Below are 15,597 nucleotides of genomic sequence, written 5' to 3'. Positions count from 1 at the left end.
AAATGAGATGAAGGCCGAGTAGAAGCTGAAAGGATGGGATAGTGAATGTTAGAATCGTCGGCACACACGTCTCAGATTAATGAGATCGATTCCTGTGTGTATGTATCAAGGAGGGATGAGTGTGCCGACTATGAAAGGATATGTTCGTTGCCTGACTGTTGTCTTTTTCCTCGCATTCGGAAGTCAGGCGCTGCCGACCGCCGCGCCGGCCGAGGAGTTGGCCATTGCGGCCGCGTCGGCGCTCAATTTCGCCATGAAGGAAATGACGGCCAAGTTCGAAGCGGCCAGCGGCGCCAAAGTCAACGTATCGATCGGCTCGTCGGGCAATTTGTATTCGCAGATCAGGAACGATGCGCCGTTCGATCTGTTTTTCTCGTCGGATATGGGCTATCCCAAGAAATTGGAGGAGGCGGGACTGACCGCGCCCGGTACGCTGTATCGGTATGCGGTCGGCCGTCTTGTGTTGTGGGTTCCAAATGGTTCACGACTTGATGTCGAAAAGGGTCTGGAGCTTTTGCGGAACTCCGGCATTCAAAAGGTCTCCATCCCCAACCCCAAACATGCGCCCTACGGTCGAGCGGCGGTGTCGGCGATGAACTACTTTCAGGTCTATGATGCGGTGAAAGATAAATTGGTCGTGTCGGAGAATACCTTTCAGGCCGCGAAGTTTGTCGAATCCGGCGCGGCGGAGGTCGGGATTATCGCCCTTTCTGTGGCCCTTTCACCTGATATGAAAATCGCTGGTCATTATTGGGAAGTCCCGCCCGAGGCCCATCCGGTGATTGAAAAAGGGGCGGTGATCCTGAAACGTTCGACCAATCAGAAACTTGCGCAGCAGTTTATAGAGTTCATGAAGGGTGCCGATGGTCAGGAGGTCATGCGTCTCTATGGCTTCGCCTTGCCGGAGTAAATATAAATATTGCAGAGAGGCCCTCTGTATGGCGGCCGTCATAACGTCGGTCGCTTGTTCTGAGGCAGTCACGATGAACCGGGAATCGGACCAAGGCGGCCTGGTTACCTACATTTATAAAGTTGATCGGGGCGGGCCGGTGGGGTCGATATACAGGCGGGAGGCGATGGATCTGATCAAGCGCAAGTGTCCAGCCGGTTCCCGGATCATCCGAGAAGGGCAGGCGAGAGGGTACAGCAGCGCCGGTATGGGTATCGTAGAAGGAACGGAAGATGAAATCAGGGGAACGCGATGGGGGATTCAGTTCGAATGCAAGGACGGTGACAGCGCCGTTACAGAAGGAGCCCATCACACCAGTGAGCAACCGAAGTAATTGGCCAAGATTCGGAGCAGGCCATTGGGAATCTTTTCTCCGGTCATCGGGATCTCCTACGCCTTTTTTTGTACCGGGGCTGCTCCGACGCCGCTCGATTGCGCGATTGCGCGAATCCGAAGCATCTGCTCGAAAGCGGTCAGGATGATTTTATCGTCGAGCGGTTCGTGCTGAAGTACATGCAACGTGCCACGCATGTCTGGGAAGTCCGAATAGTGAACGGTCTTCGACTGGGCCAGGTCTCCGCGGCGCTCGCGGGGAAGTGGTCGGCAGTTTAATTACGGCCGACTCATACGCATCCTCGGGATAAGGGCGCAAGATGTTTTCGCGATTGTTCGTGAGCACGAGTCTGTCCTCTCATCGATGACCGGATTCTTCTGGTCCGACCAGCCTGCTCCATCCGCTGTTGAGTTCTAGCACACCTTCATGGTACTGACCCTGCCTCGTTTTTATAAACGAGCGGGACCGCGCGGTTTCGCCGCCGCTAGAATAATCATAAATTGACGGTAGAAACAGCTGGATTTATATCGAAACGCTCCATAAGATTCCTAGAATTGTATTGGTCGTCTGGCGTCGAAACTCTTTTTACACCGGAGGATCGATTGATCATGACATCGAACTCTCGATTCAAGATCGCCAGAGCAGGCGCAACGCTCGCGCTCGTCGTTGGGATGTCAGCTGTGCCGTCTTTCGGTATGGGGGAAATGGGACATCGGCCTCAGTTCGAGGCGACAGAATAATGCACGACGTTGCCGGTGGGCCTCCCAGAGGTTATCGCGGTCATGGTGAAGAAGCCTGAGGGAGAAGATGTCAGCGGCCGCAATAGGCTGGTGGGGAAAGTCTCGGCGATCAAGCGAGACGTCATCCTGGCGCAAGTTAATCTTGACGTCGGGGATCAAAAGGTGACGGCGGTCATCACGCGCGACGTCTTGATACGCTGGGGCTGCAAATTGCGATCATGTGGTGGCGTTGATTAAGGCGACCGACGTGATGTTGATCAGAGAACACTGAGAATTCGGTCGAGCAACCATTTACGCAGGACAAGGAGGTCTCGGATGAAACTGAGCGCACGCAATCAATTCCAGGGCACGGTGACAAAAATCACCGAGGGTCAGGCGATGGCCGAGGTGACCGTCAAGGTGGGCACTCTCGAATTTGTGGCGGCGATCACGGAAGGATCGGTGAAACAGATGGGACTCAAGGTGAACGATTCGGTGACGATCGCGGTCAAGGCAACCGAAGTGATGGTCGGCAAATAAGCCTGTTTCGCAGTGCAATTCACTCGCTGCTCGGCGCGATCAGAAACGGTTGCGCGTGGGACGAAAGTTGGGTTGAAAGGAAGTGTCGGGCTGACAACGCCGTCAGAAGAGGCCGGCGATGCCGGTCGTGGGCTTTTCGCGCACGATCGGCGTCGCCTGTTGGATATTGAGTTCTTTTTGAAGCACTTGGCCGACGGACCGCATACGATATGCTTTGAGCTATCCCGAAATCAATGATCGCCTAGTTACTCGGACGTCGAGGCCACAAACATACAAGACATCCTTCACTTCAGAATGCGGCGCCATCCCGGCGTAGCCTGCCCTGCGGATGGCGGTCGCCATCATTGCATTCATATCCGGCATACCGGCCGGTGTTCCACCGGCGCCCATGGCCTGTCCCATTGCATCAAGCTCTTCTAAGTGTTCTTCCTAAGATATCGCTCACCAGCCGGTAGCCTTGATAGTGATGAGAATACGATTCTCTACATTCACAGCTTGCCTGCCTCCTGGTCAAGTATATTGATCTGCTCCCTTATTCTCCCCAAGTTTTGTGGATATCCCTGTTGATAAAGGACTTCCTTGCATGTCAGGCCTCAGTCCAGGGCGACATTGAAGACCACCTTGCCTAATTTTTAGGCATTGAACCGCCGGTAACTCACACTACAAGATATTGGGGCTGTCTTACTAAGTGTAGGAATATCATACGAATTAGTATTAGAGGTGTTCAATTTGAATCGGGATAAGCGATACCCAGACAAATCGATTTGACAATCAATGCGAGAATGATGTAACCAATGGATACACCATGAAGGCCGCCGACCTAAAAGCCATTCGAGAGCAACTGGGGCTGACCCAGCAGCAACTGGCTGACGCGCTGCAAACTACTCGTGTGTCGATTGCCCGCTATGAGACCGGCGCCCGGAAGATCGGAGGTGCCGTACAGGTCGCCGTTCGCCAACTGCTTCAAAATATCGAGGTACCCATGGCGGGGATCGTGGCGGCCGGCTTACCCATCGAGCCGGTGCCCCAATCGGAATCGGTCGAAGTTCCTCCGAGCATGCTACGCGGCGGCGATACATTCGCGTTGCGGGTAAAAGGTGAATCGATGAAGGAGGACGGCATTCTTTCCGGTGACTTCGTGATCGTCCGGAAACAAGCTACCGCGCGGAATGGACAGACCGTCGTGGCGATCGTCAATCGCGAAGCCACGGTAAAAATCTTTCATCGAAAGGAGGGGCACATTGAACTCCATCCGGCGAACACGTCGATGAGCTCTATTGTTGTCCGAGCCAACGACGAATTCAGAATTGAAGGTGTAGTAATTGGAGTCATTCGCCATTGTGAACCATGAGCGAAGGGAGGAAACGATGGGAGCCGGTGAACGTTTGCAATTCCTTGAGCGGCTGCATGACCTGGAAAAGACCATTGCGGTGCTTGACCAGCGTGTCAGCCGACTACAGCAGGAACTAAATCGCGGGCATGTGCCGGCAGGCTCCGTTCTTCCGAAAGGGTCTTGCCTCCGTGCGCTGTTTGGAAACTGGAAGCAGAGTGGGATGGCCGCTGCTATGGTTCGTCAAAATAGGAGGGTAGAACGTCATGCCCCTTCTCTCTTCTGATAAAGAATCCTCGACCGCCGGCCTGTGCTCAGATTGCGGTCAGGTCGCCGCACGCCGGACAAGTTTCCATGACGAAGAGTCCCACACGGATCTTCATCTGTGCATCCGGTGTCTCGTATGGTTCTATCATCGGCGTCAATTCCAGTCGGGATGCTGCGGCTAGCAAATGACTATCCCGTCGCCATCGAAGCCGTCCGGGGTACTCGCGCCGCTCTTGGAATCTAGTGAAACCCCCGCATGCCATGGTACTATTCCCATGCACAGTTAGCCCCGGTGCTTTTCGCAGGCAAGGAGCAGAGGCATGAGGCGGGTTCATGATCGACGTGAGCCGACCGCCGCACAAAAGGTCTTTACCATTCTCTTGGTGGAAGACAGCGGCGCGGATGTGGAAACGTTCCTTCACACAGCGGAAAACGACCTACCGCGTCATGAAGACGAGGACGTGGAATTGGTTATTGCCGCTCGTGCAGAGGGTGGGCTCAAAATATTGGAAGAACGACGTGTCGATCTCGTCATCACGGATGTTCGGCTTCCAGGCATGAACGGCATTGAATTATTGCAGCGCGTCCAGATGATGGATCGACGGATCCCAGTGATGATCCTGAGCTGTATTGATGCCGTTGAAACAGCCGTGGATGCCATGAGGCACGGAGCTTTTGATTACGTTGTAAAGCCTTTCGCGCGGCTCGACCTGATCGCTCGGATCCATCGAGCCATGCGGATGTCGGAAATTCTGTCACAATATGAGCCTCAGCATCCGGTGTCTACGGAGAGCTTCAAGAATATCATCGGAGTGAGCCCCGCTATCCAAAACGTAATGGCCATGATCGAGGCGGCGACATGTGTACCATCCACGACGTTGATCATCGGCGAGACTGGGACTGGTAAGGAATTGATTGCCCGGGCCATTCACGACCGAAGTGTTGATCAGAACGGGCCCTTTCAGGTCGTGGATTGCACGTCGTTTTCAGAAGGTATGGTGGAGAGCGAGCTGTTCGGTCACGTCCGTGGGGCATTTACAGGAGCCGTTGTGGACAAGCCCGGCCTAATCGAATTGGGCGTGGGTGGTACGGTTTTTCTTGATGAAATCGGGGAACTGCCGCTGGCATTGCAGGCAAAGTTGTTGCGGGTTTTAGAAGAGGGTGAAGTTCGGGCTGTGGGGAGCACCCATCAGAAAAAAGTCAATGTCCGGTTCATTGCTGCAACCAACCAAGATCTGGCCGAGCGAGTGAAACGTAATGAATTTCGTAAGGATCTGTTTTTCCGTTTGAATGTCATGGTGATCAAAGTCCCGTCGTTACGAGAACGAACTCAGGATATTCCGCTCCTGGCACGGCACTTTATCGGCCGCTATGCCAGAGAGTTCGGTAAGTATGTGGATGATCTCCATCCAGCAGCCGTCACCGAATTGGTGGCCTATCCTTGGCCGGGTAATGTTCGGGAGCTGCGAAATGTCATGGAGCGAGCGGTCATGCTGGCAAAGGGAGATCGGATCGGGCGCGGCGAGATCATGAGTCTATTGCAGTTTCCCGATGAGACTCGCAATTCCGTTACAGAAGATTATCTGCATCTTCCCTACGCGAAGGCCAAGGAAAAGGTATTGGAAGAGTTTAACCGGCGCTACATCAGCAGTAAGCTGGAACATCGCCAAGGCAATGTGACCCATGCGGCTACCGATGCCGGTTTGCCGCGATCATACTTCCACGAAATCATGCGCCGCTATATTAAGGATAGTCATCAATAGCGTCAGCTTTTTCTGACAGTTGATTCTCCCCTTCCAGTGGTATCCCCAGTGTTCATGCGGAAATCCCAAGATCCGCCTTGGTGTCAGTAATTGCTGACAGCAATAATATTAGGTATTTCAAATACTTATGATTGTTGTGTCTAATCGGGTCAGCGTACACTGACAATAGACCTATCAAGCTGCCACCAGTCGGCTCAGTACTCGTTTCGCAATGCTGGTAAGCCATTGAAATAACAAGATAAAAACGTATGAGCTGTTTGGCGTTTTGTCTGCTTGCGCGGCATGATCGTTGTAATAGATTCCCGCCGCGATACTTCTATGTCACTCAGTCGGGAGGCCAAATAATGAGCATTTTGAAAGGAGGTGAGGGTAGACCCCGGAGCGAAAGGCACGAGGGAATTTCGTTGACAGGAAGAATGTCTATTCAAGCAGGAGGTGTTCGCAATGCAGTTATCACGTCGGCAGTTTCTTAAATTTTCTGCTGGGACCGTCGCAGTTGCGGCTTTGGCCGATAAGGCCTTGGCGCTGACGGCGCTGCAGCCGGTGGTCGAGGTCGGCAATCCACTCGGCGAATATCCGGATCGGTCCTGGGAGCGGGTCTATCACGATCAATATCGGTATGACTCCTCCTTCACCTGGTGCTGCTCTCCGAACGACACCCACGGGTGTCGCGTCCGCGCCTTCGTCCGAAACGGCGTGGTGATGCGGGTTGAGCAGAACTACGACCACCAAACCTACGAAGATCTGTATGGCAACCGCGGGACGTTCGGCCATAACCCGCGTATGTGTTTGAAAGGCTTCACCTTCCACCGCCGGGTCTATGGTCCCTATCGCTTGAAAGGGCCGTTGATGCGGAAGGGCTGGAAAGAATGGATGGATGCCGGCTCCCCGGAGCTGACCCCGGACGTGAAGCGGAAATATAAATTCGACAGCCGGTATCTCGACGACATGGTGCGCGTCTCCTGGGATACGGCGTTCACCTACGCGGCGAAAGGCTGCATCATCATTGCCACGCGCTATAGCGGCGAGGCGGGCGCCCGCCGTCTGCGGGAGCAGGGGTATGCGCCGGAAATGATCGAGATGATGAAGGGCGCCGGGGTGCGCTGCTTCAAGCATCGCGCCGGGATGCCGGTCTTGGGCATCGTCGGCAAGATGATGAACACCCGCTTCAACGGCGGCGTGCTGCCGCTCTTGGACAGCTGGATTCGGAAGGTCGATCCGGATCGGGCGCAGGGCGGGAAGTACTATTCGAACTATACCTGGCACGGCGACCAGGATCCCAGCCATCCCTGGTGGAACGGCACGCAGAACTGCGATGTCGACCTATCCGATATGCGGTTCTCGAAGCTGAATACGAGCTGGGGCAAGAACTTTGTCGAGAACAAGATGCCGGAAGCGCACTGGAAGTTGGAGTGTATCGAGCGCGGGGCCCGCGTCGTGGTGATCACGCCCGAATACAACCCGACGGCCTATCGGGCCGACTATTGGATTCCGGTTCGGCCGGAGACCGATGCGGCCTTATTCCTGGGAGCCTGCAAAATCGTCGTTGACGAAAATATGCAGGACATCGACTACATCAAGCAATTCGCTGACTTCCCGATTCTCATTCGTACGGACACGTTGCAGTATTTGGATCCGCGGGACGTGATCGCGGACTACAAGTTCCCCGATTTCTCGAAGAGCTATTCGGGGCGGGTGCAGGCGCTGAAGCCGGATCAAATTGACCGCTTGGGCGGCATGATGGTCTGGGACCTGAACAAGAAGGCGCCGGTGCCCTTGCATCGGGAGCAGGTCGGGTTCCATTTCGTCGAGAGCGGCATCGATCCGGCCCTGACCGGGACGTACCGCGTGAAGTTGCTCAATGGCCGCGAAGTGGACGTGGCGCCGATTTATCAAATGTACCAAGTCCACCTCCAGGACTATGATTTGGATACCGTTCATCAAATCACTCGCTCGCCGAAGGATTTGATTGTTCGATGGGGGCGGGACAGCGGCACCGTGAAGCCGGCGGCGATGCACAACGGCGAAGGCGTCTGCCACTATTTCCACATGACGGAAATGGGACGGGCGGCCGCGTTGTTGCTGACCTATACCGGCAATCACGGCAAGTTCGGGACGGGTTGCCATACCTGGTCCGGCAACTACAAGGCCGGCATCTGGAATGCGACGCCCTGGTCCGGCGCCGGCTTGGCGGTGCATACGGGCGAGGATCCGTTCAATCTGACCCTCGATCCGAATGCGCACGGCAAGGAGGTCAAGACCAAATCCTACTACTACGGCGAAGAAGTCGGCTATTGGAACCATGGCGACACCGCCTTGATCGTCAATACGCCGAAGTACGGCCGCAAGGTGTTCACGGGCAAGACCCACATGCCGAGCCCGAGCAAGGTGCGCTGGGTCACGAACGTGAACATTTTGAACAACGCGAAGCACCACTATGACATGGTGAAGAACGTCGATCCGAACATCGAGATGATCGTGACCCAGGACATCGAGATGACGTCGGACGTGAACCATGCCGATATCGCCTTTGCGTGCAACAGCTGGATGGAGTTCACCTATCCGGAGATGACGGCCACGGTGTCGAATCCGTGGGTGCAGATCTGGAAGGGCGGGATCCGGCCGCTGTATGACACGCGCAACGATGCCGATACGTTCGCGGGCGTGGCGGCGAAGCTCTCCGAGATGACGGGCGATGCCCGCATCCGGGGTGTATTCCACTTTGTGTACATGAACCGGGTGGACGTGTATCCGCAGCGGATGCTGGATGCCAGCGCCACGATGTACGGGTACAGCGCCGACGTCATGCTGAAGTCGGAGAAGGGCTGGATGGTGATGACGCGCACCTATCCGCGCCATCCGTTGTGGGAAGAGACGAACGAGTCGAAGCCGCAATGGACGCGGTCGGGCCGGCTGGAGACCTATCGGATCGAGCCGGAAGCGATCGAGTACGGCGAGAACTTCGTGGTGCACCGCGAAGGCCCGGAGTGTACGCCGTATCTGCCGAACGCGATCTTCTCGAATAACCCGTACATCCGGCCGGATGACTACGGGATTCCGATCACGGCGCAGCACCATGATGACAAGCACGTGCGGAACATCAAGCTGCCGTGGGCAGAAATCAAGCGACATGCCAACCCGTTGTGGGAGAAGGGCTACCAGTTCTACTGCGTAACGCCCAAGACCCGGCATCGGGTGCACAGCCAGTGGTCGGTGAACGACTGGGTGCAGATTTACGAGTCGAACTTCGGGGATCCGTACCGGATGGACAAACGGACGCCGGGGGTCGGCGAGCACCAGTTGCACATCAACCCGCAGGCGGCGAAAGACCGCGGGATCAATGACGGCGACTATTGCTATGTGGACGGCAACCCGGTGGACCGGCCGTATCGCGGCTGGAAACCGTCGGACCCGTTCTACAAGGTCAGCCGGTTGATGATCCGGTGTAAATACAACCCGGCGTATCCGTACCACGTGACGATGGCGAAGCACGCCCCGTACGTGTCGACGGCGAAGTCGGTGAAGGGGCACGAGACGAGGCCGGACGGCCGCGCGATTGCCGTCGATACCGGGTATCAGTCGAACTTCCGGTACGGCGCCCAGCAGTCGTTTACGCGGAGCTGGTTGATGCCGATGCACCAGACCGACAGCTTACCGGGCAAACACGCGATTGCGTGGAAGTTCAAGTGGGGGTATGCGATCGACCACCATGCGGTCAATACGACGCCGAAGGAATGCTTGATCCGTATCACCAAGGCGGAAGACGGCGGCATCGGCGCGCGGGGCCCATGGGAGCCGGTCCGGACCGGGTTTACGCCGGGTCAGGAGAACGAGTTCATGATCAAGTGGCTCAAAGGCGAGCACATCAAGATCAAAGTCTAACGCGGACCTCGTGAAGCGTGACGCGTCGCTCGCAAGGGACGCATCACGAGATGCGAGAGCCGAGGGACGAGATGCGAACGACTAACCACGAGATCATGACCAGAAGGAGGATTCACAATGCCTGAAGTCTATAACTGGCAACTGGGCCGGAAGATGCTGTACCCGTACGAGGAGCGGCATCCGAAATGGCAGTTTGCCTTTGTGTTCAACATCAATCGGTGTTTAGCCTGCCAGACCTGTTCGATGGCGGACAAGTCGACCTGGCTGTTCTCGAAGGGCCAGGAGTACATGTGGTGGAACAATGTGGAGACCAAGCCGTACGGCGGGTATCCCCAGTTCTACGACGTGAAGATCACGCAGTTGATCGAGCAAGTGAACCCGGGGGGGCAGGTGTGGAACGTGCGGGTGGGCCGCAAGCACCATGCGCCCTACGGGGTGTTCGAAGGGATGACGATTTTCGACGCGGGGGCCAAAGTGGGCCAGGCGGCGATCGGCTACATCCCGACGGACCAGGAATGGCGGTTCGTCAACATCTATGAAGACACGGCGACCTCGATGCGGGCCCTGGTGGAAGGCATCGACAAGTCGGGCTTCAGCCGGGACGAACCGTGGCGGCTGTCCGGGAGCAGCCTCCCGGAGCATGAAACGTTCTTCTTCTATCTGCAGCGGATCTGCAATCACTGCACGTATCCGGGCTGTCTGGCGGCGTGCCCGCGGAAGGCGATCTACAAGCGGCCGGAAGACGGCATCGTGTTGATCGACCAGAACCGCTGCCGCGGGTACAAGAAGTGCGTGGAGCAGTGCCCGTTCAAGAAGCCGATGTACCGGGGGACGACCCGGGTGTCGGAGAAGTGCATTGCCTGCTATCCGCGGATCGAAGGGAAGGATCCGTTGACGGGCGGGGAGCCGATGGAAACGCGCTGCATGGCGGCCTGCGTCGGGAAGATCCGGATGCAGAGCCTGGTGCGGATCGGCGAAGACGGCCTCTGGGCGGAGGATCGGTGGCATCCGTTGTACTACGCGATTCGCGTGGAGCAGGTGGCCTTGCCGTTGTATCCGCAGTGGGGCACGGAGCCGAACGGCTTCTACATTCCGCCGCGGCACAGCCCGCGGGGCTACGCGCGGCAGATGTTCGGGCCGGGCGTGGACAATGCGATCGAGAAGTACCTGGTGCCGAGCCGGGAGTTGTTGGCCGTGCTCCAACTCTGGAGAGCGAGCCAGCAGATCATCTTCCGGTACGACGTCATTCCGGGCCCGAAGGTGTTCGAGACCCAGATTCACGGGAAGCGGTTCGAGATGTTCAACGATACCGTGCTGGGCTTCAACAAGTCGGGGAAGGAAGTGGCGCGTATTCAGGTCGAAGAGCCGATCTACATCCGGCCCGCTGAACGGGTGCAGTGGCTCTAAGTCCCATGACGGCGGAAGAGGAAGGATTTATCCTTCCTCTTCCTGTCGGACTTATCTGCTGCAGGTGTTCGGGAGGACGAGTAGAACGGTAGAGTCGAAGACTGTGAGTCTAGGTCCTCTCTCTAGGTAAGAAGGCATTGGTCGTGCGTTGAAGCGTAGACCAGTCGTCATACGAGCCGGCGAGAGGACTCATGTGTCCGAACAGCAAGGGCAGGATGTTCGTAAGAGAGCATCCTGCCTTTGTTATTTAAGTCGTGGTATGGATTAAGGAAGCCTCGTAGCCGCGTCTGGTCTGTCCGGGAGGGTCGAGTGCGGAAGCGGTACCTCACCTACGTACTGGCTGCGGTGATCCCTGTCGGACTGTTCGTCCTCGCCCAAATTCCTCTGGTATGGCAATGGCATGCCATAAATCAAGCCCAGCAGGAAAAGCACCAAATCAAAGAAGAGATGCTGCGACTCCAGTGGCTGACCGCGGACATTGAAAATGGATTCCGGGGATACGTCCTCACAAGTCAAACCGCGTTTTTGCAGCCGGTTGTGACGGGTGAAGCGAAAGTACAAGACAGTGTCGATCGTCTCCTTCGGCTGACCCAAAAATTTCCTCACCTCCAGGCGCGGGCCAAAATCTTATCAATGCGGCTGCGCGAGCTGGTGGAATCGAAGCGGAAGATGACGATGCAGATTGATAACGGAAAGCAGGAGGACGTGTTGTCGTACATCAGGTCGGGAGAGGGATTGGTATTGTCGAAGACCATCGAAAAGGCGGTGGAGGATTTTGAAGGCCGGCTTGCGGATGAGTTCGCACAGGTTGACCTCGAAGAACAATCGCTCAAGGAACAAACGATACAGCGACTTCTCATCGCTGATGTCGCCATGCTCATTGTCGGCATAGTCGTGGCGCGCCTGGTCTTTCGGTCCGCCATGAATCGTTCGAATGCGGGCTTGCCCTCGGCGCCGGCGGCGCGCCAACCATAGCAGCGGGTTCACCGCCTTTAAACGATCCTTCACTACAATCCATTTTCACATATGCGACGCAGATGCCTGATTAGGCCAAATCACCTAATGGTGGGCAGGCGCAATGACAGCACGGATAAACTTCTCAATTCCCCGCCGGACCATATGGACACCTTGTCCAAGGCCGGTGAGCGAGTCGCACAAATACGGGTGTTGAAAAAAGTTTGTCTTGCCACCCGTCGTCCCGATTACTATACTGCCCGGTACGCTAGGGCCGAATGATTCGGGCTTGATTTTCTCCACCAGGGGAAAATAGCCACTGCGATTGCACCCGCTGCTTCGAACTATCGAACACCAATTCGTCAGGATTTCTATGCGACCTTCGCATGCCGAACGTCGTTGGTCGGTAAGTTCATGATGGCCGTTATTGAGAGAGGAGGGCGCATGACGGGCAAGATGCATGCTGTAAGTGTGGGATTGGTAATCGGCGCGCTCATCTTCGGGTTGATATGCTCGCCGTCATACGCTGTGCCCATGCCGGGATACACCGGCCATAGCGAGAATCTGAACAGTGTGGTCAATTTTGCCGTGCTTCCGCCGGGCGATCCATTCCTCAATGTCTTGACTCCGTTATTTCAATCAAGCGGAAGCTCTGGAGCCAATTTGAATCCTCACCAGTTCACCTATCTCTATCAGGTCACCAATTACGGAAGCGCCTCGCCGTTTTCGGACATCACCGATTTATCATTCCAATCGAGGGGAAGAGTCACGGCCATGGGATCATTCGATGCTCAGGGATTACGTGCAGACTTTCTCGACCAAGGGAAAATGGTTGATGCGACGGGACGTCTCAGCACCGTGAACTTTCTGATATCCGGCTGCAAATTTCCATCCTGTGCCGGCGATGGGCCCGGGGGTGATCTGGATAGAGCGAAGGGCTTCGGACTTGCGATCAATCAGGACCCGTCGCCGAAGGTCAAAATGAGCACAGACGGCCAGGCCTTAACCAACAGCAATGTCTTGAGATGGCAGTTCAGCGGATTTGCTGGTGGAATGACGAGCCCGGTGTTCGGTTACCAGTCGTCTGACGGACCCGGTCTGACCTTCGCGAACGAGAGTGTCCGCGGCGGCGTGGGAGAAATCCTTATTCTTCCTACTGCCTCGGCTCCCGAACCGGGTACCGTGTTTCTCATGGCGTTCGGTGTCGCCGGTTTGACGTGGTGGCGGTGGAGACAACTGCTCTAGCCGATCGTCCGCCAGTCGCCTGCTTGTTGAACGAGGCGTGAATAATACACGTATTCTCAACAGAGCCGATTGCGGCCGATCCCGCTAAGGTCTATACTCCGGGACGATTCTCGTCGGCTTTGTTTACCGGCGAGCGAATCGTGATTCAGGTCGGCAGGTTGCTTCAATGCATGCAGATGCGCCTGTGACGCCACGCCGCTTCTCATCCCGGCCTTTCACTGCCGGATTTTTGATCATGATGATTGAAGTGGCGACTGTTTCAGTGTGTCCTGCAGCCCCGTTCTCGATCAGCGACCAGCTGGTCAGCATCGGACAGAACTTTACGGGAAGCAGCTTTTTAAACAGCGGCTTCATTCCGCCCGATACGATCGGAGCGGTCGGCCCGACCAATTTTGTCGAAATACTGAACGGGCGATATGCGGTCTACGACAAGGGATCCGGCTCGGTCATTCAAAGCAGTACCCTGGATCAATTTTGGAGTAATGCAGGCGCCGTTCCTATCAAGTACGCATTCGATCCGCGTGTGGTGTACGATCCCTTCAGCGAACGCTATCTGGCGGCCTCGGTCGATAATGCCGATGGTCCGAATAACTTTCTGCTCGCCGTTTCAAAATCATCCGACCCGACGTTGGGCTGGAATGGATTTTCAATCCAGAGTGATTCCACTCGGCAGCGTGCGGCCGATTTCCCGACGCTGGGCTATAATCGTGAAGGGGTCTATCTTTCGGCGAACATGTTTCCCATCCAGGTCGGCCAGATAACCAATACTATTGTGGCGGTGCCTAAAACTGATTTAATTTCTCCGACACCCACGGTGGCGCATGCCACCATATTCCCTAATCAAGTCGAAACGGGGTTCGCCGTACAGCCTGTTGTCGATTTGGATAACAAGCGATCATCGGCGGCGCTCTTATCGAGTCCGTTCCTCTTTACCGATCAGCTGAAAAAGTCTGAGATTGTCGGTGATATCCGATCGCCGACCCTCAATACCGCCGGCGGCTTCATCCCCCTCTCCCCCTTTCCGGCAACGTTCACTGCGGCGCAGCCGGGCGTGGCGCCAAACTTGAACCTTCGCGGCGGCAGCGAGCTCGGCAGTACCGTCGTCATGCAGAATAATACGGTCTGGGGCGTCCAGACAGTCTCGGATAGCGGCCAGGCTGCGCTTCGCTGGTTCCAAATCGATGGGGACAGCAATAAAGTATTGCAGGAAGGCTTGATCAAAAAACCCGGACTGGATTTTTTCGATGGTTCAATCGCGGTGAATAAAAGCGGGGACGTGGTCATAGGTTTTACGGGATCTGGGAAAAGCCAGTTCGCCAGCGCCTATGCCGTGGCGGGGGTGACCATCAACGGCAAAACGGTGTTTGGCGATCCATTATTGCTGCGGGAAGGGGCTGCATCGTATCGCCGTCTCCTGTGGGGAGACTATAGCGCCACGATGGTGGACCCCTCCAACTCCAAGTCGTTTTGGACGATTCAAGAGTGGGCGTCGGGAGAAACCTCCTGGTCTACGCAAATTACGGAGATTCGATTCGGCTTTGCCGCGGCTTCGGAACCCAGCACGCTCTTGCTCATGGGATCCGGGCTGTTAGGATTGGCTGGCTGGCGTCGGACATTATGCCGACCGGACTCTCACAATGGCCGCCGATCCTCATGATTAGCCAGACTCAAGCCCTGAGCCATGCCATGCCACTCCTCAGCTTCAAAGCGGATCGTTCTTCAGAATCGGAGACAGTCCGCCATTGCGCATGCCGGTTCCGCGTTTATCGCTCGACCCGACACGGCATCAAAGATTTTCTATACAGCCTGATCGGGCGATATCCCTATCGATGTCGGGAATGCGGCCGCAGATTTTATCTGTTTCGCCGGCGCTGATGGATTACCTCGATTCGATCACCATGGTGGTCGAATCGGCGTATCAATTGAACACATCGTTCCGTCCCGATTCCGATCCCCGATCTCACAAGAATAATGTTGAAAAGCGGGAAAGACCGCTGATTCAGGTGTCCAGGATCGCTGCGCGGTTGTTCCAGGTTCCTTCGGTGCTGCTTCCCGCCGACCTGAAACTTCAGGCAGGGATGGATTGTCATCCTCCATGATCGATGCAGGAAATGCTTCCATTGTGACAGGCGTATTGAACATTTTGTGCACGGTTACTAAAATCGCTACGAAAAAAACAGGACCTACGATCGACTTCTGTGCCTTCC

At 55.9% G+C, this 15,597-nt stretch carries 13 protein-coding genes; all 13 read left to right on the top strand.

What is annotated here, in order from left to right; genetic code table 11:
• The first annotated feature begins 130 nt into the window (after positions 1-130).
• Positions 131-910, top strand: coding sequence for a molybdate ABC transporter substrate-binding protein (gene modA, locus ACWGXE_RS14070; protein ID WP_447603744.1), 780 nt, complete (start codon positions 131-133; stop codon positions 908-910).
• A 73-nt stretch (positions 911-983) separates the two neighbouring features.
• Positions 984-1,283 carry a hypothetical protein gene (locus ACWGXE_RS14065; protein ID WP_447598446.1) on the top strand — a complete coding sequence of 100 codons (300 nt, stop codon included), beginning with the start codon at positions 984-986 and terminating at the stop codon, positions 1,281-1,283.
• A 98-nt stretch (positions 1,284-1,381) separates the two neighbouring features.
• Positions 1,382-1,561, top strand: a complete 180-nt coding sequence (locus tag ACWGXE_RS14060; protein ID WP_447598445.1) for a hypothetical protein — start codon at positions 1,382-1,384, stop codon at positions 1,559-1,561.
• 504 nt (positions 1,562-2,065) lie between these two features.
• A complete protein-coding gene (locus ACWGXE_RS14055; protein ID WP_447598444.1) occupies positions 2,066-2,260 on the top strand; it encodes a TOBE domain-containing protein in 195 nt (64 codons plus the stop codon).
• A 78-nt stretch (positions 2,261-2,338) separates the two neighbouring features.
• Positions 2,339-2,542, top strand: coding sequence for a TOBE domain-containing protein (locus ACWGXE_RS14050; RefSeq protein WP_447598443.1), 204 nt, complete (start codon positions 2,339-2,341; stop codon positions 2,540-2,542).
• Between the two features lie 805 nt (positions 2,543-3,347).
• Positions 3,348-3,893: a transcriptional repressor LexA gene (gene lexA, locus ACWGXE_RS14045; protein WP_447598442.1), complete on the top strand. Its 546-nt coding sequence runs from the start codon at positions 3,348-3,350 to the stop codon at positions 3,891-3,893.
• A 566-nt stretch (positions 3,894-4,459) separates the two neighbouring features.
• Positions 4,460-5,902: a sigma-54-dependent transcriptional regulator gene (locus tag ACWGXE_RS14040; RefSeq protein WP_447598440.1), complete on the top strand. Its 1,443-nt coding sequence runs from the start codon at positions 4,460-4,462 to the stop codon at positions 5,900-5,902.
• A gap of 444 nt (positions 5,903-6,346) precedes the next feature.
• Positions 6,347-9,784 carry a molybdopterin-dependent oxidoreductase gene (locus tag ACWGXE_RS14035; protein ID WP_447598439.1) on the top strand — a complete coding sequence of 1,146 codons (3,438 nt, stop codon included), beginning with the start codon at positions 6,347-6,349 and terminating at the stop codon, positions 9,782-9,784.
• Between the two features lie 117 nt (positions 9,785-9,901).
• Entirely contained in the window at positions 9,902-11,191 is a 1,290-nt protein-coding gene (locus ACWGXE_RS14030) for a 4Fe-4S dicluster domain-containing protein (protein ID WP_447598437.1), read from the top strand.
• 309 nt (positions 11,192-11,500) lie between these two features.
• On the top strand, positions 11,501-12,166 hold the full coding sequence (locus ACWGXE_RS14025; RefSeq protein ID WP_447598436.1) for a CHASE3 domain-containing protein: 666 nt from the start codon (positions 11,501-11,503) through the stop codon (positions 12,164-12,166).
• A gap of 423 nt (positions 12,167-12,589) precedes the next feature.
• Complete coding sequence (locus ACWGXE_RS14020; RefSeq protein ID WP_447598435.1) at positions 12,590-13,390, top strand: PEP-CTERM sorting domain-containing protein; 801 nt, start codon at positions 12,590-12,592, stop codon at positions 13,388-13,390.
• Between the two features lie 235 nt (positions 13,391-13,625).
• The gene (locus ACWGXE_RS14015; RefSeq protein WP_447598434.1) at positions 13,626-15,047 is read left to right on the top strand and encodes a PEP-CTERM sorting domain-containing protein; all 1,422 of its coding nucleotides are present in this window, start codon (positions 13,626-13,628) and stop codon (positions 15,045-15,047) included.
• Positions 15,048-15,228: 181 nt separating this feature from the next.
• Positions 15,229-15,489 (top strand): hypothetical protein, encoded by a 261-nt coding sequence (locus ACWGXE_RS14010; protein WP_447598432.1) that lies wholly within the window; start codon positions 15,229-15,231, stop codon positions 15,487-15,489.
• Positions 15,490-15,597: the final 108 nt, after the last annotated feature.

This window comes from Nitrospira sp. Nam80, assembly GCF_965152575.1.
Note: the sequence above shows the minus strand (reverse complement) of the source record. Positions and strands in the feature narration are given on the sequence as shown.

Excerpts from the sequence above, each read along its gene's own strand:
- modA (WP_447603744.1), top strand. The coding sequence starts at position 131 with ATGAAAGGATATGTTCGTTGCCTGACTGTTGTCTTTTTCCTCGCATTC.
- ACWGXE_RS14065 (WP_447598446.1), top strand. The coding sequence starts at position 984 with ATGAACCGGGAATCGGACCAAGGCGGCCTGGTTACCTACATTTATAAA.
- ACWGXE_RS14055 (WP_447598444.1), top strand. The coding sequence starts at position 2,066 with ATGGTGAAGAAGCCTGAGGGAGAAGATGTCAGCGGCCGCAATAGGCTG.
- ACWGXE_RS14050 (WP_447598443.1), top strand. The coding sequence starts at position 2,339 with ATGAAACTGAGCGCACGCAATCAATTCCAGGGCACGGTGACAAAAATC.
- lexA (WP_447598442.1), top strand. The coding sequence starts at position 3,348 with ATGAAGGCCGCCGACCTAAAAGCCATTCGAGAGCAACTGGGGCTGACC.
- ACWGXE_RS14040 (WP_447598440.1), top strand. The coding sequence starts at position 4,460 with ATGAGGCGGGTTCATGATCGACGTGAGCCGACCGCCGCACAAAAGGTC.
- ACWGXE_RS14035 (WP_447598439.1), top strand. The coding sequence starts at position 6,347 with ATGCAGTTATCACGTCGGCAGTTTCTTAAATTTTCTGCTGGGACCGTC.
- ACWGXE_RS14030 (WP_447598437.1), top strand. The coding sequence starts at position 9,902 with ATGCCTGAAGTCTATAACTGGCAACTGGGCCGGAAGATGCTGTACCCG.
- ACWGXE_RS14020 (WP_447598435.1), top strand. The coding sequence starts at position 12,590 with ATGACGGGCAAGATGCATGCTGTAAGTGTGGGATTGGTAATCGGCGCG.
- ACWGXE_RS14015 (WP_447598434.1), top strand. The coding sequence starts at position 13,626 with ATGATGATTGAAGTGGCGACTGTTTCAGTGTGTCCTGCAGCCCCGTTC.
- ACWGXE_RS14010 (WP_447598432.1), top strand. The coding sequence starts at position 15,229 with ATGCGGCCGCAGATTTTATCTGTTTCGCCGGCGCTGATGGATTACCTC.